General features: G+C 69.6%; 18 protein-coding genes. 5 read left to right on the top strand and 13 right to left on the bottom strand.

The genetic code is table 11. The features are described from left to right. Positions 1-64: 64 nt before the first annotated feature. From BLW27_RS02980 to yajC, 9 genes are all read right to left on the bottom strand, one after another. Positions 65-619: a DsbE family thiol:disulfide interchange protein gene (locus BLW27_RS02980; RefSeq protein ID WP_089879033.1), complete on the bottom strand. Its 555-nt coding sequence runs from the start codon at positions 617-619 to the stop codon at positions 65-67. After that, complete coding sequence (gene ccmD / locus BLW27_RS02975; protein WP_342708035.1) at positions 612-764, bottom strand: heme exporter protein CcmD; 153 nt, start codon at positions 762-764, stop codon at positions 612-614. The genes BLW27_RS02980 and ccmD overlap by 8 nt, the downstream gene beginning before the upstream one ends. Further along, entirely contained in the window at positions 764-1,492 is a 729-nt protein-coding gene (locus BLW27_RS02970) for a heme ABC transporter permease (RefSeq protein WP_089879027.1), read from the bottom strand. The genes ccmD and BLW27_RS02970 overlap by 1 nt, the downstream gene beginning before the upstream one ends. Before the next feature lie 62 nt (positions 1,493-1,554). Next, on the bottom strand, positions 1,555-2,211 hold the full coding sequence (gene ccmB, locus BLW27_RS02965) for a heme exporter protein CcmB (RefSeq protein ID WP_089879024.1): 657 nt from the start codon (positions 2,209-2,211) through the stop codon (positions 1,555-1,557). Further along, positions 2,208-2,819, bottom strand: a complete 612-nt coding sequence (gene ccmA / locus BLW27_RS02960; RefSeq protein WP_089879021.1) for a heme ABC exporter ATP-binding protein CcmA — start codon at positions 2,817-2,819, stop codon at positions 2,208-2,210. Before ccmA ends, ccmB begins: the two co-directional genes overlap by 4 nt. Positions 2,820-2,913: 94 nt before the next feature. After that, positions 2,914-3,267, bottom strand: coding sequence for an Mth938-like domain-containing protein (locus BLW27_RS02955; protein WP_089879713.1), 354 nt, complete (start codon positions 3,265-3,267; stop codon positions 2,914-2,916). Between the two features lie 70 nt (positions 3,268-3,337). After that, positions 3,338-4,309, bottom strand: a complete 972-nt coding sequence (gene secF, locus BLW27_RS02950; protein ID WP_089879018.1) for a protein translocase subunit SecF — start codon at positions 4,307-4,309, stop codon at positions 3,338-3,340. Position 4,310: 1 nt separating this feature from the next. After that, positions 4,311-5,972, bottom strand: a complete 1,662-nt coding sequence (gene secD / locus BLW27_RS02945; RefSeq protein ID WP_089879016.1) for a protein translocase subunit SecD — start codon at positions 5,970-5,972, stop codon at positions 4,311-4,313. A gap of 7 nt (positions 5,973-5,979) precedes the next feature. Further along, complete coding sequence (yajC, locus tag BLW27_RS02940) at positions 5,980-6,267, bottom strand: preprotein translocase subunit YajC (protein WP_089879013.1); 288 nt, start codon at positions 6,265-6,267, stop codon at positions 5,980-5,982. Between the two features lie 341 nt (positions 6,268-6,608). On the opposite strand from yajC, the gene serS reads away from it, so the two are divergent. After that, positions 6,609-7,901 carry a serine--tRNA ligase gene (serS, locus tag BLW27_RS02935; protein ID WP_089879009.1) on the top strand — a complete coding sequence of 431 codons (1,293 nt, stop codon included), beginning with the start codon at positions 6,609-6,611 and terminating at the stop codon, positions 7,899-7,901. After that, positions 7,898-8,599 (top strand): hypothetical protein, encoded by a 702-nt coding sequence (locus tag BLW27_RS02930; RefSeq protein WP_089879006.1) that lies wholly within the window; start codon positions 7,898-7,900, stop codon positions 8,597-8,599. The genes serS and BLW27_RS02930 overlap by 4 nt, the downstream gene beginning before the upstream one ends. 119 nt (positions 8,600-8,718) lie before the next feature. Here the strand turns inward: BLW27_RS02930 and der are convergent, their stop codons facing one another. From der to BLW27_RS02915, 3 genes are all read right to left on the bottom strand, one after another. Continuing rightward, positions 8,719-10,182, bottom strand: a complete 1,464-nt coding sequence (gene der / locus BLW27_RS02925) for a ribosome biogenesis GTPase Der (RefSeq protein ID WP_089879004.1) — start codon at positions 10,180-10,182, stop codon at positions 8,719-8,721. Between the two features lie 78 nt (positions 10,183-10,260). Next, positions 10,261-11,586 carry a PQQ-like beta-propeller repeat protein gene (locus BLW27_RS02920; RefSeq protein ID WP_089879001.1) on the bottom strand — a complete coding sequence of 442 codons (1,326 nt, stop codon included), beginning with the start codon at positions 11,584-11,586 and terminating at the stop codon, positions 10,261-10,263. Between the two features lie 129 nt (positions 11,587-11,715). After that, entirely contained in the window at positions 11,716-12,375 is a 660-nt protein-coding gene (locus BLW27_RS02915; RefSeq protein WP_089878998.1) for a tetratricopeptide repeat protein, read from the bottom strand. A gap of 236 nt (positions 12,376-12,611) precedes the next feature. Here BLW27_RS02915 and BLW27_RS02910 point away from each other — a divergent pair, with 236 nt between their 5' ends. Further along, entirely contained in the window at positions 12,612-14,453 is a 1,842-nt protein-coding gene (locus BLW27_RS02910) for an efflux RND transporter periplasmic adaptor subunit (RefSeq protein WP_089878995.1), read from the top strand. Further along, positions 14,450-18,190 (top strand): efflux RND transporter permease subunit, encoded by a 3,741-nt coding sequence (locus tag BLW27_RS02905; protein ID WP_089878993.1) that lies wholly within the window; start codon positions 14,450-14,452, stop codon positions 18,188-18,190. Before BLW27_RS02910 ends, BLW27_RS02905 begins: the two co-directional genes overlap by 4 nt. Before the next feature lie 68 nt (positions 18,191-18,258). Here BLW27_RS02905 and BLW27_RS02900 read toward each other — a convergent pair whose 3' ends face one another. Continuing rightward, positions 18,259-18,459, bottom strand: coding sequence for a hypothetical protein (locus tag BLW27_RS02900; protein ID WP_089878990.1), 201 nt, complete (start codon positions 18,457-18,459; stop codon positions 18,259-18,261). A gap of 105 nt (positions 18,460-18,564) precedes the next feature. Here BLW27_RS02900 and pepN point away from each other — a divergent pair, with 105 nt between their 5' ends. Beyond that, positions 18,565-21,114 carry an aminopeptidase N gene (pepN, locus tag BLW27_RS02895; protein ID WP_089878987.1) on the top strand — a complete coding sequence of 850 codons (2,550 nt, stop codon included), beginning with the start codon at positions 18,565-18,567 and terminating at the stop codon, positions 21,112-21,114. Positions 21,115-21,125 lie beyond the last annotated feature (11 nt).

The raw sequence follows: 21,125 nt of genomic DNA, 5'->3' as shown, positions 1-21,125 counted from the left end.
CGCCCTGCCCTTCAGGCACGGGCGAGTGGCTCGACGCTACAAGGCGATCAGTTCTGCCAGGCGATCAGGAGGCCGGCGCCTCGGCCTCCAGCGCCTCGGTCAGCGCGGGCAGGAAGCGGCGCTCGTAATCCGTGCCCACCAGCGGGCCGGCGAAGCGGAACAGCACCGTGCCGTCACCATCGACGATGAAGGTCTCGGGCGGGGCGGTCACGCCCCAGTCGATCGCCGTGCGTCCCTGCGGGTCGAAGGGTACGCCTACGAACGGGTTGCCGTCCTCGGTCAGGTAGGCGCGGGCGTTGGCCTCGGAATCCTTGAAGTTCACGCCGACGATGGGAATGCCCTCGGCGGCCATCTCCAGCAGGCGCGGATGCTCGGCCCGGCAGGGCGGGCACCAGCTGGCCCAGAAGTTCACCAGCGTCACCTCGCCGTCGCGCAGCACGCCCGGCGCGACGGCGGAAAAACCCGGCAGCGACGCCTCGGGCAGCGCGGGCGCGGGCTGCCCCTTCAGCATCGAGGGCAGGTCGTCCTTGCCCTCGCGCCCCAACCCGAAGAACGCCACCAGCGCGAATGCGGCGAAGAGCGCGGGCGGCAGGATCATCAGTGGCGAAATCCTAGCCATGGCGCGGCCTCCTCTCGACCTCTTCCAGCTGCGCGCGGACCTTGCGCGCGCGCGCCACGCTGGCCCAGACCAGCGCGCCGATCAGGCCCAACGACACCGCGTAGGCGCCGATCACGTAGACCGCGTATGACCCGAGGTCGGGCATCAGGCCATCCTCTCGCGCAGGCGCAGCGCGCGCGTGCGCCGCGCGCGGATCTCGGTCTGGGTGCGCAGGAAGACCAGCGCGACGAACAACGCCACGAAGCCGGCGATGCAGACCAGCAGCGGATACCAGAACACGTCAGCCACATTCTCCTCGGCGTCCATGGACAGCGACGCGCCCTGGTGCAGGCCCTGGTTCCAGAACAGCACCGCGTAGCGGCTCAGCAGCGCAAAGACCGACCCCACCAGGCACAGGATCGAGGTCAGGTCGGCCGCGGTGTCGTCGTTCTCGATCGCCTCCCACAGGGCCATGTAGCCCAGGTAGAACAGGAACAGGATCAGGAAGGACGTCAGCCGCGGGTCCCAGGCCCACCACGTGCCCCACATGGGCTGGCCCCAGATCGCGCCCGTGGCCAGCGCGATCACCGTCATGACGGCGCCCACCGGCGCCGCGGCGCGGGCGGCCAGCGCGCTGACATGGTGGCGCCGCACGATCCAGATCAGCGACGCGACCAGCATCATCAGCCAGGCGTTGATCGCCATCAGCGCCGCCGGCACGTGCAGGTAGATGATCTTGACCGTCGATCCCTGCCGGAAATCGTCCGGCGTGAAAAAGAAACCCCAGATCAGGCCCGCGCCAAGGCACGCGATCGCCACCCCCCACAGCCACGGCAGCAACCGGTCGGTGGTGCGGATGAACTTCACCGGATTGGCGTATTCCCAGATCGACATGCGTGAATGCGTCCCCTTACCGCTCCGTTACACTCGACTTTTCCGGCCCGCGCAACAGCCCTTCACCGCAGATTGATCCGCAGCACCGCGGCCGAGGCGAAGGGCAGCAGCGCGACCGCCCCCAGGCTGATCCCCGCCAGCATCAGCAGCGGCGTCTGCACCGGCAGCCCCTCGGCGCCGCGGCGCGCGACCTCGGCGCCGAAGATCAGCGTCGGCACGTAAAGCGGCAGCACCAGCAGCGACAGCAGCAGCCCGCCGCGCTTGATCCCCACGGTCAGCGCCGCGCCGAAGGTGCCGATCACCGACAGCGCCGGCGTCCCCAGCGCGAGGCTGACCAGCAGCCAGCCATAGCCCGCCTGCGGCAGGTGCAGCAGCACCCCCAGCGCGGGGGCGGCCATCACCAGCGGCAGCCCGGTGGTCAGCCAGTGCGCCGCCGCCTTGACGAAGGCGACCCCCTCCATCGGCAACGGCGCCGTGGCCAGCAGGTCGAGCGAGCCGTCCTCGTGGTCCAGCGCAAAGATTCGGTCCAGCGACAGCAGGCACGCCAGCAGCGCGCTGACCCACAGGATGCCGGGGGCGATGGCGCGCAGGATCGCCGCCTCCGGCCCCACGCCGAAGGGCACCAGCACCGTCACGATCAGGAAGAAGGCAAGGCCAAGGCCGAACCCCCCGCCGGCGCGCACCGCCAGCCGCAGGTCGCGTGCCAGCAGCGCGATCACAGGAATGCCTCGTCGCTGGCCGACAGGCGCGCCGTGGCGCGGAAGGGCGTCACGTCCAGCACGTCCGCGTCGAGGCCAAGGTCGATATGCGTGGCGATCAGCGCAGCACCGCCCTGGCCCAGATGCGCCCGCACCGCGTCCGCGAACAGCGCGACCGACGCGGCGTCCAGCGACACCGTCGGCTCGTCCAGCACCCAGACCGGGCGGCCGGTGACCATCAGCCGCGCCAGTCCCAGCCGGCGCTTCTGTCCCGCCGACAGGCTGCCCGCCGGCCGGTCGCGCAGTTCGTCCAGCGCAAAGGCGGCGCGGGCGCGGGCGATGTCGTCCCGGCCGAAGACGCGCGCCCAGAAGGCCAGGTTCTCGTCCACGCTCAGCGTGGCCTTCAGCCCGTCCGCGTGCGCCGCGTAGGCGATCCGCTCGCCCGCGCCGGTGATTTCGCCCGCCAGCGGCGGCTGCAATCCGGCGACCGTGCGCAGCAGTGTCGTCTTGCCCGACCCGTTCGGCCCGCGCAGCACCAGCGTGCGCCCCGGCGCCAGCGCGAAATCCACGCCCTGAAGCACCGGCACGCCGCCGCGTGCCACCGCGAGGTCCCGCGCCCTCAGCTCCATCGGCCGCCCGCCGCCTTCACTTTGGTCAAGGTTCCCAGGGGCGCATCGCCCCGCAGGAGCAAGAGGGGCAGCGCCCCTGCCCCGCCCGCAACGCTCACACCGGCAGCGCGGCAAGGGCCACGCGCCGGCCCTCGCTCAGCAGCACGTTGTAGGTCCGGCACGCCGCCGGAGAGCTCATGACCTCGACGCCGAGGCCCGCGCCCTCCAGCGTCCCGCGCAGGGACCGCGCGATGTGGGCGACGTCGCCGCCCATGCCTACGAACAGCACGTCCACCTGCCCCGCCAGGTCCAGCAGCGCCGCGTCGTCCTCCAGCCCCGCCCAAGGCCTCGGCGCGCCGCCGGCGACCAGCAGCGGGCCGTCGTGAAGCTCTCCGCCCACACGGAAGAAGCCCGGCCCGTAGCCGTCGATCGGCCGGGCGTCGTCGAAGGTGATCTCGTTGATGCGCACGATGGCCTCCTCGGCTGTCACGCCCAAGACTTAAGGCCGGGGCCGGCGCGGGACCAGCCCCCGCGCCGCCTCAGGCGTCTACGTCGCCGAACTGGTTGCCAGTCTGGTCGCCGCTGGGCTTGGTCCAGTCGCGCTTGACCCCCAGCCGCAGCAGGATCGCCGAGGCGACGAACACCGTGGAATACGTGCCCACGAGCACGCCCCAGATCATCGCGAAGACGAAGCCGCGGATCACGTCGCCGCCCAGCACGATCAGCGCGATCAGCGCCAGCAGCGTGGTGGCCGAGGTCATGAAGGTCCGGCTCAGCGTCTCGTTGATCGACAGGTTCAACAGGTCCTTCAGGTCCCGCGTCTTGAACTTGATCAGGTTCTCGCGCACCCGGTCGAAGATCACCACCGTGTCGTTGATCGAATAGCCCACGATGGTCAGCAGCGCCGCGATGATCGCCAGGTCGAACCGGATCTGCAGCAAAGAGAAGATGCCAAGCGTCACCAGCACGTCATGCGCCAGCGCCACCACCGCGCCCAGGGCGAACTGCCATTCGAAGCGCAGCCAGATGTAGACAAGCACCGCCGCGATCGCCAGCGCCACGGCGATGAACGCGGTCTGGATCAGCTCGCCCGACACCTTCGGCCCCACCGATTCGACCGAGGTGAAGCGGATGTCCTCGGCCACCTCCGTCAGCGCGCCGCGCGCCTGCTCGATCACGTCGGCGGTGACCGCCTCCTGCCCCTCCTGGGCCTGGATGCGCACCATGGCGACGTTCTGGTCCGGCCCGAAGGACGGGTCGAACACCTCCGAGATCACCACGTCGCCCAGCCCGAGACCGTCGAGCGCCGCGCGATAGGCCGCCACGTCCACCGGCTGCGCCGATTGCGTCCGGATCGTCGTGCCGCCCTGGAAGTCGATGCCGTAGTTCAGCCCGCGCACCGCGAAGCTGGCCACCGACAGCAGCACCAGCAGGGCCGAGATGCCCAGCCACAGCGCCGGCCTCGAGAAGAAATTCCAGTTCGTGTGCTGGGGAACCAGTTTCAGGCGCATCTCAGACCTCTATCGTCTTGGGGCGGCGGCGTTCGAACCACATCACGATCAGCAGCCGCGTGACGAAGATCGCCGTGAAGACCGAGGTCAGGATGCCGAAGCCCAGCGTCACCGCGAAGCCCCGCACCGGCCCCGAGCCCATCACGTAGAGGATCAGCGCCGTGATGAACGTCGTCAGGTTGGCGTCGACGATGGCGCTCAGCGCCTTCTCGTAGCCAAGCTCGATCGCGCGGGCGGGCTTGCGCCCCTCGGCCACTTCCTCGCGGATGCGCTCGAAGATCAGCACGTTGGCGTCCACCGCCATGCCGACGGTCAGCACGATGCCGGCGATGCCGGGCAATGTCAGCGTGGCCCCGATCAGCGACAGCAGGCCGAAAATCAGCGCGATGTTGAGGATCAGCGCGACGTTGGCGAACAGCCCGAACAGACCGTAGGACAACCCCATGAAGACCAGCACGGCGACGAACGCCACGACCGTGGCCACCTGCCCCGCGTCGATGCTGTCCTGCCCCAGCTCGGGGCCGATGGTGCGCTCCTCGAGGAAGGTCAGCTCCGCCGGCAGCGCGCCCGCGCGCAGCAGGATCGCCAGGTTGGTCGATTCCTCGACCGTGAAATCGCCGGTGATGATGCCCGAGCCGCCGGGAATGTGGCTCTGGATGACCGGGGCGCTGATGACTTCCTCGTCCAGAACGATGGCGAAGGGGTTGCCGATGTTCTCGGCCGTGTAGTCGCCGAAGGCGCGCGCGCCACTGGGGTTGAAGCGGAAGTTCACCGCAGGGCGGCCGTTCTGGTCGAAGCTGGGCTGCGCGTCGACCAGGTCCTCGCCGGTGACGACCGGCGCGGTCTCCAGCACGTAGTACACACCCTCCTGGTCGAGCGAGGGCAGGATCTCGTTGCCCACCCCTGCGGACTGGTCGGGATCGGACGTGCGCGACACGACCGGCTGGAAGGTCAGCTGCGCCGTGGTGCCGATGATCGCCTTCAACTCGGCGGCCGAGCCGATGCCCGGCACCTGGATCAGGATGCGGTCGGCGCCCTGGCGCTGGATCGTCGGTTCGCGGGTGCCGACCTCGTCGATGCGGCGGCGCACGATCTCCAGCGTCTGCTGCATGGTGCGGTCGTCGCTGGCGCGGCGCTCGGCCTCGGACAGGGTGACGACCAACTCGTCGCCCTCGGCCGAGACGTCCAGGCTCTGCGCGCCCGCCGCGGTCACCGACGCCACCGGCTGCGACAGCCCGCGCACCAGTTCCACCGCGCGCGGCATGCCTTCGGGTTGCGAGATGCGCACCCGCAGCACGCCCGGCTCGGACGGCTGCAGGCGGATCGTGCCGATCTCGTCGCGCGCCTCGCGCAGCGTGTCGCGCACCTGCGGCCACAGCGACTCCATCCGCGTCTCGTAGACGTCCTGAAGCTCGACTTCGGCCAGCAGATGCGCGCCGCCCCGCAGATCGAGCCCCAGGTTCACCAGCCCCGAAGGCAGAAAATCGAGCCAGGCTTCCGCCGCGGCCCGGTTTTCCGGGGTGTCGGCGCCCAGTTCGATCGCGGCCTCGGCGTCGTTGTAACGCTCGACGCGTTCGTAGAACAGGTTCGGCAGCGCCAGGATCACCCCAAGCGCCACGACCGCCCAGACGAGGACGCGTTTCCAGGTTTCGATCTGCAGCATGGGGGGCTCAGCCCTTGGCCGGTTCGGTCTTCGACAGGACCTGCGCGACGGTGGACTTGATGACGGTGACGCGGACCTCGGGGGCGACCTCGATCTCGAGCTCGTTGTCTTCCTTGACCTTGGTGACCTTGCCGATCATCCCGCCCTGCGTGACCACGCGGTCGCCGCGGCGCAGGTTCTCGACCATCTTCTGGTGGTCCTTCATCTTCTTCTGCTGCGGCCGGATCAGCAGAAAGTACATGATCGCGAAGATGAGGATCAGCGGGATGAACTGCGCGATTGTACTGCTGTCCATGGGATGCTCCTGACATGAATGGCTGGCGGGGCACCCCCCGCGCTGGATTTCGCGGAACCTATGCGGCGCCCCCTGCGGATGCAAGCGGCCCCGGTGCGCCCGATCGGCGCGGACCGGCGTTGCGGGCGGCGGCGCGGCGGGCCCGGCCGCCCGTATCCTAAGAAAAGGTAAATTCGTCCCTGCAAGTAATTGAAATCGTTACGGCGGAAACATGTCCCACCGTGGGACATCACGTGGTGCCCCGTCCGGACGACCCGCGCCAGCCAATCCCCGGCGCCCGAAGCCCTACACCTCGACCGCCCGATAGGGCATAACCGACCCGACTCAAACGGGAGCCCGTCATGCACGACATCCGCGCCATTCGCGACAACCCCGAAGCCTTCGACGCCGGCCTCGCCCGCCGCGGGGCCGAGGCCATGTCGGCGCGGCTGCTCCAGATCGACGCTGATCGCCGCGCCGCGATTCACGCCGCCGAGACCGCGCAGGCCGCCCAGAAGGCCGCCGCCAAGGACGTGGGCGCCGCCAAGGCCGCCGGTGACGAGGCCGAGTTCGAGCGCCTGCGGGCGCTGGTGGGCCAGAAGAAGGCCGAGGTCGCCGAGATGCAGGACCGCGCCAAGGCGCTGGATGTCGAGCTGACCGAGATGCTCATGGGCATCCCCAACCTGCCCTACGACGACACCCCCGACGGCGCCGACGAATCCGATAACGTCGAGATCCACCGCTGGGGCGCGCCGCCGAAGTTCGACTTCGCCCCGCGCGAACATTTCGAGCTGGCCGCCGTCCAGTCCGGCATGGACTTCGAGACCGCGGCCAAGCTCTCCGGCTCGCGCTTCGTGGTGCTGTCCGGCGCGGTGGCGCGGGTCCACCGGGCGCTGGCGCAGTTCATGCTGGACGTGCACACGACCGAGAACGGCCTGACCGAGACCTGGACGCCGGTGCTGGTCCGAGACGAGATGATGCGCGGCACCGGACAGTTGCCCAAGTTCGGCGAGGACAGCTACCAGACCACCAACGGCTGGTGGTTGGTGCCCACCGCCGAGGTGACGCTGACCAACATCGTCAACGGCCTGACCGTCGAGGAAAGCTACCTGCCCCGCCGCTACGTCGCGCACACCCAGTGCTTCCGCTCCGAGGCCGGCAGCGCCGGGCGCGACACCGCCGGAATGCTGCGCCAGCACCAGTTCGAGAAGGTCGAGATGGTCTCGGTCACCCACCCTGATCGCAGCCGGGACGAGCTTGACCGCATGACCGCCTGCGCGCAGGGCATACTCGAGCGGCTGGGCCTGGCCTACCGGACCGTGGTCCTGTGCACCGGCGACATGGGCTTCGGCGCGCGGCGCACCCACGACATCGAGGTCTGGCTGCCGGGGCAGCAGACCTACCGCGAGATCAGCTCGGTCTCGGTCTGCGGCGATTTCCAGGCGCGGCGGATGAACGCCCGGTTCAAGCCCGTCGGCGGCGGCAAGCCGGAATACCTGCACACGCTGAACGGCTCGGGCCTCGCGGTGGGGCGCTGCCTGATCGCGGTGCTCGAGAACGGTCAGCAGGCGGACGGATCGGTCGCGCTTCCGCAGGCGTTGCACCCGTGGTTGGGCGGCAAGACCCGCATCACGGCTGAAGGCACGCTGGAATGAACCGAATCTGGGCGATCCTGCTGGCGCTTGCGGCGATCGCGTTCGCCGTCGCGCCGATCCTGACCTCGGGGTTCAACGGGTTTGATCCCTCGGACTTCCCGATCCCGCAGGAGGACCCGCCGGTTCAGCCTGCGGGCTACGCCTTTTCGATCTGGGGGCTGATCTACGTCTGGCTGATCGCCAGCGCGCTGTTCGGACTGTTCCGCCGCATGGACGATCCCGACTGGGCGCCGATGCGCGCGCCGCTGGTCGTGTCGCTGGTGATCGGGTCGGTCTGGCTGTGGGTCGCGCAAATGTCACCCGTCGCGGCGACGGTGCTGATCTGGGTCATGCTGGCGGGCGCGCTGCTGTCGCTGTTCCGCGTGGGCGACACCGATCGCTGGCTGCAACAGGCGCCGGTGGCGATCTATGCCGGCTGGCTGACGGCCGCGTCCTGCGTGTCGTTGGGCCTTTTGCTGGCGGGCTACGGCTGGCTTGGAGAGACACCGGCGGCGCTGGTGGCGCTGGGGCTTGCATTGGTCCTCGCCATCGCGACGCAATACGCCCTGCACCGTGCCCCGGAATACGGGGTCACGGTAATCTGGGCGCTGGTCGGGGTGATCGTTGCGAATTCGCAGCCGTTCAACGCCGCCGTGGTCGGGCTTGCCGTGCTGGGGATCCTTGCGATCCTCGGGCTGCGCGGAACCGATACCGAGTAGAGCGGCATCGGCGTCGCATTGGGTCGCTGCCCCACGGCCCTGCGAGCCTCCCCGGGGGCTTCCTGAACAGGAGAAGCGAAACCGCCCGCCGCGATCGTGGCGCTGCCGCGCGCGCCTACTCAGTCCGAGCGTTTCCCCAGGTGCTTCTTCAGCGCGCCGGCATTCCTTTTCTTGCGGCCCTTGTAGGGGTTCTTGTTCCCCTGTCCACGCATGAACAGGCGGATCGGCGTGCCGGGCATGTCGAAATCCTCGCGCAGGCCGTTCACCAGGTAGCGCGAATAGCTTTCGGGGATCTTGTCGGGGTGGCTGCACATCACCACGAAGCCGGGCGGCCGGGTCTTGGCCTGCGTCATGTAGCGCAGCTTGATCCGGCGGCCCTGCGGCGCGGGGGGCGGATGGCGGCTGATCATGCCCTCGAGCCAGCGGTTCAGCTGCCCGGTGGATACCCGACGGTTCCAGACCGCGTGCGCCTGCATCACCGCCTGCTGCAGTTTGTCCAGCCCCTTGCCCGTGCGGGCCGAGATCGTGACCAGAGGCGCGCCGCGCAACTGCGGCAGCACGTGCTCGAACTGCTCGCGCAGCCAGCGCATCTTGTCCTGCTTCTCGTCCTCGATGTCCCACTTGTTGACGGCGACGACGACGGCGCGGCCCTCGCGCTCGGCCAGGTCGGCGATCTTGAGGTCCTGCGTCTCGAACGGGATCGCGGCGTCCAGAAGGACGACCACAACCTCGGCGAACTTGATGGCGCGGATGCCGTCGGCGACCGACAGCTTTTCCAGCTTCTCCTGCACGCGGGCGCGCTTGCGCATACCGGCCGTGTCGAAGATGCGCATGGGCACGCCCTCCCACGCGACCTTGACCGAGATCGCGTCGCGGGTGATCCCGGCCTCGGGGCCGGTCAGCATGCGTTCCTCGCCCAGGATGGTGTTGACCAGCGTCGACTTGCCCGCGTTGGGCCGGCCCACGATGGCGATCTGCAGGGGCTTCGCGTCCGTGGGCACGGGCACCGCGTCGGCGCCTTCCTCGGCCTCTTCCTCGGTCAGCGAAACCTCGACCTCCGGGGCTTCCTCCTCGGCGCGGGCCTCGAAGGCGTCCGACAGCGGCAGCAGGGCGGAATAGATCTCGTCCATGCCCACGCCGTGCTCGGCCGAGATGCGCAGCGGCTCGCCGAGGCCGAGGGAATAGGATTCCAGCACGCCCGGCTCGGCGGCCGAGCCTTCGGCCTTGTTGACGGCCAGGATCACGTGCTTGGCGCGCTTGCGCAGGATCTCGGCGAAGACCTCGTCGGCGGGCATCACGCCGGCGCGGCCGTCGATGACGAACAGGCAGACGTCGGCCATGTCCACCGCGCGTTCGGTCAGGCGGCGCATCCGCGCGGGCAGGCTGTCGCCGGTCTCTTCCTCGAGGCCGGCGGTGTCGATCACGGTGAATCGCAGGTCGCCCAGCTTCGCCTCGCCCTCGCGCAGGTCGCGGGTGACGCCGGGCTGGTCGTCGACCAGCGCAAGACGCCGCCCGACGAGGCGGTTGAACAGCGTCGACTTGCCCACGTTGGGCCGTCCGACGATGGCAAGGGAAAAGCTCATGGTGCCGCGCGCTCCGGTCCGGTCAGGCGGGCCACATACCGCAATCGCCGCGCGGGGGAAAGCGCCGTCGCGCGGTCTCTAGCGGTAGGCGAGCAACTGGCCGCGCCGGTTGACCACGTAGAGCGTACCGCCCGCCACCACAGGACGCGTCGTCGCGCCGTCGGGAATAGCGGTCCGGCCGACCAGCGCGCCGCTAACCGGGTCGAAGGCCCGGAGCACGCCGTCCGATCCAGCCACCATCAGGCGCCCACCGGCGAGCACGGGGCCGTGGTTCACATAGGCGCTTTCGCGTCGCCGGCTGGGGTCGCGCACGACCTTGTAACCCGGCAACTCGCGCTGCCACAGGATGGCGCCGGTCGACGCGTCGGCGCGGATCAGCTCGTTGCGGTCGGAGACGAAGAAGACCGAATCCCCGGCCGGCCAGACCGGACCCAGCGCGCCCTCGCGCAGCGTCCAGAGGCGTTCACCGTCGAAAAGGTTGAACGCCACCAGCCGCCCCGAATGGTTTCCGGCATAGACCGTGTCGCCCGCGATCAGCGGATCGCCCGTCACGTCGTCGACGGTGGCGCGCGCCACGCCGTTGCGCCGCCCCAGCAGGTCGGCGCTCCAGCGCCGGAGGCCGCCCTGGCGGAACGCTGCGCGCAGGCCGCCGTCGCCGAAGGCGAAGACCACCACGTCGTCGCCCAATGCGGGTGCGGGCGCGCCGGCCACGTTGTTCACGTCGCCGACCTCGTCCATCTGCCAGCGAACGCGGCCGGTCCCGGTCTCGACCGCCCAGCCGGTGCGGTCTCCGCTGGTGACGTAGACCAGCCCGTCCGCGACGCTGGGCGCGCCGGTGGCGGTGTTGTCCAGATCCTGCTGCCAGCGCCGCGCGCCGGTGGCGGCGTCGAGCGCGGTCAGCGTGCCGAACCCGGTCGAGGCGTAGAGCGTGCCGTCCGCGAAGGCGAGACCACCCCCCTGGCCCTGCCGCGGGCCGTCGCGCGGCGGGATCAGCGTCGCCTGCCACAGCGGCACCCCGGCGGTCGAGGTGGCGCGCACGGTATGGTCGGCATCCATGGTGAAGATGCGGCCGCCGGCCACGACCGGATCGGCGCCTAGGCGCTTGCGGCGGGAATCGCCCGCGCCGATATCGACGGACCAGGCCAGCGACAGCGTGCCGTCCAGGGCCGGGTGCGCGGGGCGGAAGGCCGGCGTCACCGGGCTTTGTGCCCAGGCTGCGTTCGCGACGGGCGCGGGCAAGGCGATCGGGCGCGGGCCAAGCGGTGCGGGCTGCGCGGCCGGATCGCCCTCGGCCGAAAGCGCGCGCACGTCCAGCCGGTCGCCGGGCAGGATCGGCTCGCGCTCGGTGCAGGCCGCCAGCAGTGCAAACATGCCGAGCGTGCCGAGAATTGCCGTGCGCGCCATGATGATCCCTTCCCTGTCGCACCGCCACCGGCGGCGCCTGTCTGCCCCGCGGCCCTTAGCGGCCGCCTTCTCTGCCTCGCCGTCCGTCCGCCGCGCTGGCGTTGCCGCGGCATGAGCGGCCGGACCGGATCAGCCGCCTTGTGTCAGGCTTCCGCCCAGCGCAACAATCAACTGAGCCGCCCGACGGCGCAAGCCTGCCGTCGCCTCGGAATCCTCGATCGCGCGGCGCAACCGTTCGATCGCGGCGTCGGTGTCGCCCTGCTCGATCTCGATCAGGGCTAGCTGCTCTTCGGCCAGCAGGCGCAGCGGCTGGCCGGGTGCGGCCAGCGCCTCGAGGCCGGCGCGACGCTCGTCCGGGGGCAGCACGTCCGCGCCGCGCGACAGCGCCTTGTACTGCGCGATCTGGCGATAGATCAGCGGGATCTCGGAGCTGTCGGCCACCGTCTGAAGGCGCGCGACCGCCGCGGCGTCATCATCAGCACGGCCCGCCTCGGCCGCGAGCAGAAGACCCAGCACCGCTGCGCCGCCCGGCCCCGGAGGCGCGATGGCGTCGAGCGCCTCGGCGCGCTCGGCGGGTTCCTCGGCCTCGAGCGCGGCCAGGATGGCGTCGCCGAAGGCCTGCGCCTGCGCCGCCTCGCGCGCCTTGGACCATTCGTTCCAGGCCGCGCCCGCGACGATCAGCACGACGATCAGGATCGCGATCCAGCCGTAGCGCCGCATATAGCCGAACAGGCGGTCGCGGCGGACCTCTTCGGTCACCTCGTCGATGAAACTCTCGGGATTGCTCACCCTGGCCCCCTGCCCTTGCGTTCCGGGCCCTTCTAGCGTGGGCCAGACCCGGTGCCAAGGCGCGTCTGGCACCACAGAAACGGTGCGTCGCGCTCTCTTGCCGCTTGCGATGGCGCGTAACCTCGCGTAATCTGAACCGAACAGTTCAGAATTTCTTCCGGCGGTGACGATTGCCCCGCCGGACGTGCGTATTTCCCCCGCGCGATGTGCGGCGACATCGAATATGGAATGACAGGATGCGGATCTTTCCGATCGTGACGGCAGTGGCCGTTGGTGCGGCGCTTTACGGGCTGGTGCTGGAGCGCGAGCGCCTGATGCAGGTTGCCGGCCTGACCGCGCCCATTCCCGCCGCAGAAGACACCGTCGCGGACGCAGTGATCGACACCGGCCCCACCGACGAGGCCGCGCCGTACGACGGCGCGGTACGGGTGATGGCCATGCGCTCGGTCGCGCGCGAGGTCGACAGCCGCATCGTGCTGCGCGGCCAGACCGAGGCTCTGCGCCAGGTCGAGGTGCGTGCCGAGACCAGCGGCAAGATCGTTTCGCCACCGCTGCGCAAGGGGGCCTTCGTCGACGAAGGCCAACTTCTGTGCGAGATTGACCCCGGCACGTCGCAGGTGTCGCTGCTCGAGGCGCAGGCCCGGCTGGCCGAGGCGCAGTCGCGTCTGCCGGCGTCGCGCGCGCAGATGTTGCAGGCGCAGGCGCAACGTCCCGCAGCCCGTGCCGCCATAGCCCAGGCCGAGGCCGGAATCCCCGCCGCCGAAGCCGCGCTGGCCGAGGCCCGCGCAGGCATTCCCGCCGCCGAGGCCCGCCTGGTCGAAGCCCGTGCCCGCGTTCCCGAGGCCGAGGCCCGCCTGCGCGAGGCGGAAACCCGCGTGCCGGCCTCCGAAGCGGCGCGGCGCGAGGCCGAGGCGCGGGTGCCCGCCTCCGAGGCCGCGCTTGCCGAGGCCGAGGCGCGCCGCCCGGAAGCCGAGGCGCGGTTGGCCGAGGCCGAAGCGCGCCTGCGCGAGGCCGAGATCAACCTCAATGCCGCCCAGCGCCTGTCCGAAGACGGGTTCTCTTCGCAGGTGCGGCTTGCCGGGGCCGAGGCCGCCTTCGAGGCCGCCAAGGCGCAGGTGCAGACCGCCAAGGCGGGCGTGAAAGGCGCCGAGGCCGCGATAGAGGCCGCGAAGGGCCAGATCGAAGCCGCCCGCGCCGCCGTGGAATCGGCCAACAGCCAGATCGAATCGGCGCGCGCCGGCGTGCAGGCCGCGCGCAGCCAGCTCGAGAATGCCCGCGCAGGCATCGAGACCGCGACCAGTCAGATCGAGGGTGCTAAGGCCGGCGAGCAATCCGCGCTCAGCCGGATCGAGGGTGCGCGCGCCGAAGTCGAAACGGCCCGCGCGCAGCTGCAGTCCGCCGAGGCCGCCATCGAATCCGCGCGCTCGGCCGAGGAGAACGCGCTGGCCGGCATCGAATCGGCCAGGGCCGCCGTCGCATCCGCCGAACGCCAGATCGAGCGGCTGTCCATCGTGGCCCCCTTCGCCGGTCTGCTGGAAAGCGACACCGCCGAGATGGGCGCGCTGATGCAGCCGGGCGCCGCCTGCGCCACGGTGCTTCAGCTGGACCCGATCAAGATCGTCGGCTTCGTGCCCGAACAGGACGTGGCGCGGCTGGATCGCGGCGCGCCTGCAACCGCCCGCCTGACCGGCGGCGCAAGCGTGAGCGGCGAGGTCACCTTCGTGTCGCGCAGCGCCGATCCGGTCACGCGCACGTTCCGGCTCGAGCTGACTGTGGACAATCCCGACCTCGCGATCCGCGACGGCCAGACCGCTGAGATCGGCATCGAGGCAGACGGCGCGCTGGCGCACCTGCTGCCGCAATCGACGCTGACGCTTGACGACGACGGCACGCTGGGCGTGCGCACCGTGGCCGAGAACGACACCGCGCTTTTCCAGCCCGTGACGCTGCTGCGCGACACCCAGACGGGCGTGCTGGTCGCGGGCTTGCCCGCGCAGGTCGACGTGATCACGCTGGGCCAGGAATACGTCACGGACGGCGTTCCCGTCGCACCCAGCTTCGAGGAGGTCATCCAGTGACCGGCATCGTCGACTGGGCCGCCGCGCGGGCGCGGATGATCCTGGCCTTCATCGTGCTGTCGCTGGTCGCCGGCGGCTATTCCTACGTCTCGCTGCCCAAGGAGGGCGAGCCCGACATCGAGATCCCGGCGCTGTTCGTGTCGGTGCCCTTCCCCGGCATCTCGGCCGCCGATGCCGAGACGCTGCTGATCAAGCCCATGGAGGCCGAGCTTTCCGATCTCGACGGGCTGAAGAGCATGTCCGCCACCGCGGCCGAGGGCTACGCGGGTCTGGCGCTGGAATTCGAGTTCGGCTGGAACAAGAGCCAGGTCATGGCCGACGTCCGCCAGGGCATGAGCGATGCCGAGGCGCGGTTTCCCGAGGGGGCCGAGGACTACTCGATCGACGAGCTGAACTTCTCGGAGTTTCCCATCGTCATCGTGAACCTGACCGGTCCGCTGCCCGAGCGCACGCTGGCGCGCGTCGCCAAGGACCTGCAGGACCGCGTCGAGGCGCTGGACGCGGTGCTCGAGGCCGGGATCGCGGGCAACCGCAACGAGATGCTCGAGGTGGTGATCGACCCGCTGAAGCTGGAGTCCTACAACGTTACCGCCGACGAACTCATCAGCGTCGTTCAGAACAACAACCAGCTGATCGCCGCCGGCGAGGTCGAGACCGAGACCGGCGCCTTCTCGGTCAAGATTCCCAGCAGCTTCGACGACGCCCGCGACGTCCACGACCTGCCCGTGAAGATCAATGGCGACCGGGTGGTCACGCTGGGCGATCTGGCGACGATCAACGTGACGTTCGAGGATCGAGAGGGCACGGCTCGGTTCAACGGCGAGCGCACGGTCGCGCTGCAGGTGGTCAAGCGCAAGGGCTTCAACATCATCGACACGGTGGCGCAGGTCCGCGCGGTGGTCGACGAGGCCGAGGCCGGGTTTCCGGCGGGCCTGCGCGCGGTGCTGGACGTGGGCACCTCGAACGACCAGAGCCGGCAGGTCGAAAGCATGGTCACGCAGCTCGAGGGTTCGGTGCTGACCGCCATCGCGCTGGTGATGATCGTGGTTCTGGCAGCGTTGGGACCGCGACCGGCGCTGCTGGTCGGATTCGCGATCCCGACATCGTTCCTGCTGTGCTTCGTGCTGCTGGCGGTGATGGGCATCACCGTGTCCAACATCGTCATGTTCGGCCTTATCCTGGCGGTGGGCATGCTGGTCGACGGCGCGATCGTGGTGGTCGAATACGCCGACAAGCGGATATCCGAGGGCTCGGGCCCGATGACCGCTTATGTCGAGGCCGCCAAGCGGATGTTCTGGCCGGTCGTCTCGTCCACCGCGACGACGCTGTGCGCGTTCCTGCCGATGCTGTTCTGGCCCGGGGTGCCGGGCGAGTTCATGGGCATGCTCCCGGTCACGCTGATCTTCGTGCTGTCGGCATCGCTGGTGGTGGCGCTGGTCTACCTGCCGGTCATGGGCGGCGTGACCGGGCGGTTCTCGCGCATGATCGGGCGGGCGTCCGATGGGTTGCGCGGCACGACGCCGTGGTGGCTGCGCGCGGCGCTGGTGCCGGCGGTGCTGCTGGGATTGTTCATGGGCGCGATGATGGTGCTGAACCCGGCCTACCTGTTCGCGCCGCTGGCCGAGGGCTGGCTGGGCCGGTTGCCCGGCGCGCTGGTCTTCGCGCTGTTCGCGGTGCTGGCGTCGATCGCCTTCGACGCGGCAGCGATCCGGCGCGCCCCCCGGCGCATCGACGGCCGGTACCGCCGTACGCCCTTCGGAAGGGTGATCGGTGCAATCGCCGGCAACCCGATCATGCCGCTGATGACGATCGCCGCCGTGGTCGCCTTCGTCATCGCGACGTTCGGCTACTTCGCCGAGAACAACAACGGCGTCGAGTTCTTCGTCGACAGCGAACCCGAGCAGGCCATCGTCTACGTCCGCGCCCGGGGCAACCTGTCGCTGGCCGAAAAGGACGCGCTGGTGCGCCGGGCGGAGGCGATCGTGCTGGCGCATCCCGGCGTAAGCTCGGCGTTCGCCTTCGCCGGCGAGGGCGGCCTCGACGCCAACACCGGCGGAGCGCAGGCGCCCAAGGACACGATCGGCCAGATCCAGCTGGAGACCGTTCCGTGGGAGGATCGGGCGGCCTATGCCGCGATCCACGACGTGCCGCTCGACCGGCTGGACGGCGACGCGATCATCGACGAGTTGACCGCGCGCCTGAGCCGCATCCCCGGCGTGGAGATCGAGATCCTCGCCCAGACGATGGGTCCGGGCAGCGGCAAGCCGATCCATCTGCGCCTGAAGGGCGACGATCGCGACGCGCTGCTGCAGGGGGTCGCGCAAGTCCACGATCATTTCAGGGCGACGCCGGGCCTGACGCTGATCGAGGACACGCGCCCCCTGCCCGGGATCGACTGGCAGATCGACGTCGACGTGGTAAAGGCCGGCCGCTTCGGTGCGAACGTGGCCACCGTCGGCGCGATGGTGCAGCTGGTCACCCGCGGCGTGCTGCTGGACAGCTACACCCCCGCCAATGCCGAAGACGAGATCGAGATCCGTGTCCGCCTGCCCGAGGAATACCGCCTGCTGTCGACCCTCGACACGCTCCGCGTGCGCACCGAGAACGGGCTGGTGCCGCTGTCGAACTTCATCACCCGCACGCCTGTGCCCAAGCTCGACGAGATCACCCGGATCGACCAGAAGCGGTATTTCGACGTCAAGGCGGATGTCACGCCGGGACTCGTCGTCCTCTCGACCGCCGACGCGGATGCCTCGGAGGCAAGCGCCGTGCTACGCGTTCTGGATGCGGGCGTGACCGGCGAAGAAGGCAGGAATTTGAGCGCCCCCGACGGCACGCGCTATCGGGTTGTCGCGCTGACCGGAGAAGCCACGGCGGACACGGTCGCGCAGGCGTTGTCGGACCGCACGGCGCAGCTGACGCCGGTCACGGCGAACGAACGGATCGCGCAGCTGACGGAGTGGCTTGAAACCCGGCCCCTGCCCGCGGGCGTCAACTGGGAATGGACCGGCGACCAGGAGGACCAGGCGGAATCGCAGGCGTTCCTTCAGTCGGCCTTTGCCGCGGCACTTGGGCTGATGTTCATAATCCTGCTGGCGCAGTTCAACAGTTTCTACAACGCGGTGCTGGTGCTGCTGGCGGTGGTGCTGTCCACCACGGGCGTGCTGATCGGGATGCTGGTGATGGACCAGTATTTCAGCATCATCATGACCGGCACCGGCATCGTCGCGCTGGCGGGCATTGTGGTGAACAACAACATCGTCCTGATCGACACATACCAGGATTACGAACGCTACATGCCGAGGATAGAAGCGATCATTCGAACCGCCGAGGATCGCATCCGCCCGGTGCTGCTGACCACGATCACCACGATGGCCGGCCTTGCACCGATGATGTTCGGGCTAAGCCTCGACTTCTTCGCGGGCGGCTACTCGATCGACAGCCCGACCGCTCTTTGGTGGAAGAACCTGGCGACGGCGGTGGTTTTCGGGCTGGGGGTGGCGACGGTGCTGACGCTGGTCTTCACCCCGTCGATGCTGGCGCTGCGGGTCTGGTTCTGGACCTACGTGCGGGCTTTCGCCCGGCTGTTGGCGCGGATGTCGCTGGGCCGCTCGTCGCGGCTGGCGCGCGACTGGGCGCTGGAGCGCGAGGCGCGCCGCCTTCGCGGGGTCGAGATCGTGTGGGCCGACGATGAGACGTCCAGTCGGACAAAAGTGCCGCTTCGCGCCGCCGAATAGCAGGTTCCAAATCCGGCGGCGGGCCGGCCGGCCACGCGCGTCCCGTGACCGGTACACGGCGGGCGCGGTCACTCGCTCGGCACGATTTCGGTATCGACGCCTGGCTGAATCTGCGTTTCGGCGCCTTCTGGCTCCTCACCACTGACGATTTCGTAGACGACGTAGCCGATGAACAGCAACGCGACGAAGGCGAGGCCCAGCCACATCCCGCCCAGCGCGGGCTTGTGCCGCTTCGCCTGCTTCTCGGTGTTGGTGTCGGGAGGGGACATGTTCGCTCCTGTGGTGGTTCCAGCGGCCGCCCATTGCGACCGCCCTGTCGTCGGCATAACACTCTAGGACCACGAACCGTTCCGTCAAACGCCCCGGGAGACGATATGAAGGACGCCGCGCCGCAGACCGTGTACCTCAGCGATTACAAGCCCTTCGGCTGGCGGGTCGAGGACGTCTCGCTGACCTTCCGATTGGCGCCCGAAGCAACGCGCATACTCTCGCGCATCCGCTTCGCCCCCGATCCCGCGGCACCTGCGCAGGACTTCTTCCTGCATGGCGAGGACGTGAGCCTGATCCGCGCCACGATCGACGGCGCCGAGGTCACGCCCGAGATCACGCCGCAGGGCCTGCGCTGTGCGGTGCCCGAGGGCGCCTTCACCTGGGAGGCCGAGGTCGAGATCGCGCCGGCGTCGAACACGGCGCTGGAAGGGCTCTACATGTCGGGCGGCATGTATTGCACGCAATGCGAGGCCGAGGGTTTCCGCAAGATCACCTACTACCCCGACAGGCCCGACGTGATGGCCACCTTCTCGGTGCGCATCGAGTCCGACCTGCCCGTGCTGCTGTCGAACGGCAACCCGACCGGGTCCGGCGACGGCTGGGCCGAATGGCACGACCCCTGGCCGAAGCCCGCCTACCTCTTCGCCCTGGTGACCGGCGACCTGCGCAACCATCCGGACACGTTCACCACCCGATCGGGCAAGGAGGTCGCGCTGAACATCTGGGTGCGGCCGGGCGACGAGGGCAAGTGCGCCTGGGGGATGGAGGCGCTGAAAAAGTCCATGACCTGGGACGAGGAGGTCCACGGCCGCGAATACGACCTCGACGTGTTCAACATCGTCGCGGTGGACGATTTCAACATGGGCGCGATGGAGAACAAGGGGCTGAACATCTTCAACTCGGCCGCCGTTCTCGCCAGCCCCGAGACCGCGACGGACGCGAATTTCGAGCGGATCGAGTCGATCATCGCACACGAGTATTTCCACAACTGGACCGGCAACCGGATCACCTGCCGCGACTGGTTCCAGCTGTGCCTCAAGGAGGGGCTGACCGTCTTCCGCGACCAGCAGTTCACGTCGGACCTGCGCAGCGCGGCGGTGAAGCGGATCGAGGACGTGGCCCAGCTGCGCGCGCGCCAGTTCCCCGAGGACCAGGGCCCGCTGGCGCACCCGGTGCGGCCGGAAAGCTTCCAGGAGATCAACAACTTCTACACTGCGACGGTCTACGAGAAGGGCGCCGAGGTGATCGGCATGCTCAAGCGGCTGGTGGGCGACGAGGCCTATGCCAAGGCGCTGGATCTCTATTTCGACCGCCACGACGGCGACGCCGCCACGATCGAGGATTGGCTGCGCGTCTTCGAGGACGCCACCGGCCGCGACCTATCGCAGTTCAAGCGCTGGTATTCGCAGGCCGGCACCCCGCGCCTGTCGGTCGAGGAAGCCTGGGACGACGGCACCTACACGCTGACCTTCACCCAGGTCACTCCGCCCACGCCCGGGCAGCCCGACAAGGCGCCGCAGGTGATCCCGATCGCCGTTGGCCTGCTGTCGCCCAACGGCGACGAGGCGGTGCCGACCCGGATGCTCGAAATGACAGAAGGCAAGCAGAGCTTTGCCTTCGAGGGGCTTTCCGCCCGTCCCGTCCCCTCGATCCTGCGCGGGTTCTCGGCGCCGGTCGTGCTGGAGCGCGACGTGCCGGCTGAGGAGCGCGCCTTTCTGCTGGCGCACGACGCCGACCCTTTCAACCGCTGGGACTCGTCCCGCAGCCTCGCGCGCGAGGCGCTGATCGCGATGATCCGCGACGGCGCCGAGCCCGACGCGACCTGGATCGACGCGCTGGGACGGGTGCTGCGGGACGAAACGCTCGACCCCGCGTTCCGGGCGCTGATGCTGGGGCTGCCCACGCAGGCGGAACTGGCGCAGGTGCTGCACGAGAAGGGCGTCACTCCCGACCCGGATGCGATCTGCAACTCGACCGAGGCGATGGCCGACGCCATGGCGAAGCGGTTCGAGCCGATGCTCGACGACCTTGCCGCGCAGGCGCAGGTCGATGCGCCCTATGCGCCCGATGCCGAGCAATCCGGCAAGCGGTCGCTGGGCGGCGCGGTGCTGGCCTTGCGCACGCGACTGGACGGCGGCGCCGCGGCGCGCGCGCAGTTCGCGGCGGCCGACAACATGACGCTGCAACTCTCGGCGCTGACGTGCCTGATCCGCGCGGGCGAGGCGCGGGCCGAACTGGACGCCTTCCATGACCAGTGGCAGGGCGACCGGCTGGTGATGGACAAGTGGTTCGGCCTTCAGATCGCCGCCGCCGACCCGGCCGAGGCCCCCGACCGGGCCAAGGCGCTCACGCAGCACCCCGCCTTCGACTGGAAGAACCCCAACCGCTTCCGCGCCGTGCTGGGCGCGCTGGCGATGAACCATGCCGGTTTCCACCACAAGACCGGCGCGGGCTACAGGTTGCTCGCCGACTGGCTGCTCCGCCTCGACCCGCTGAACCCGCAGACCACGGCGCGCATGTGCAGCGCGTTCCAGACCTGGCGGCGCTACGATACCGGGCGGCAGGCAATGATGAAGGAGCAGCTGGAGCGCATCGCGGCGAAGGACGGGCTCTCGCGCGATACGTCCGAGATGGTCGGCCGCATCCTGTCGTGAGGGCGCTGCCC

The organism is Citreimonas salinaria (assembly GCF_900107235.1).
Taxonomy (GTDB): domain Bacteria; phylum Pseudomonadota; class Alphaproteobacteria; order Rhodobacterales; family Rhodobacteraceae; genus Citreimonas; species Citreimonas salinaria.
The sequence above is the reverse complement of the archived record's forward strand: the minus strand, read 5'-3'. Positions and strand labels throughout refer to the sequence as shown.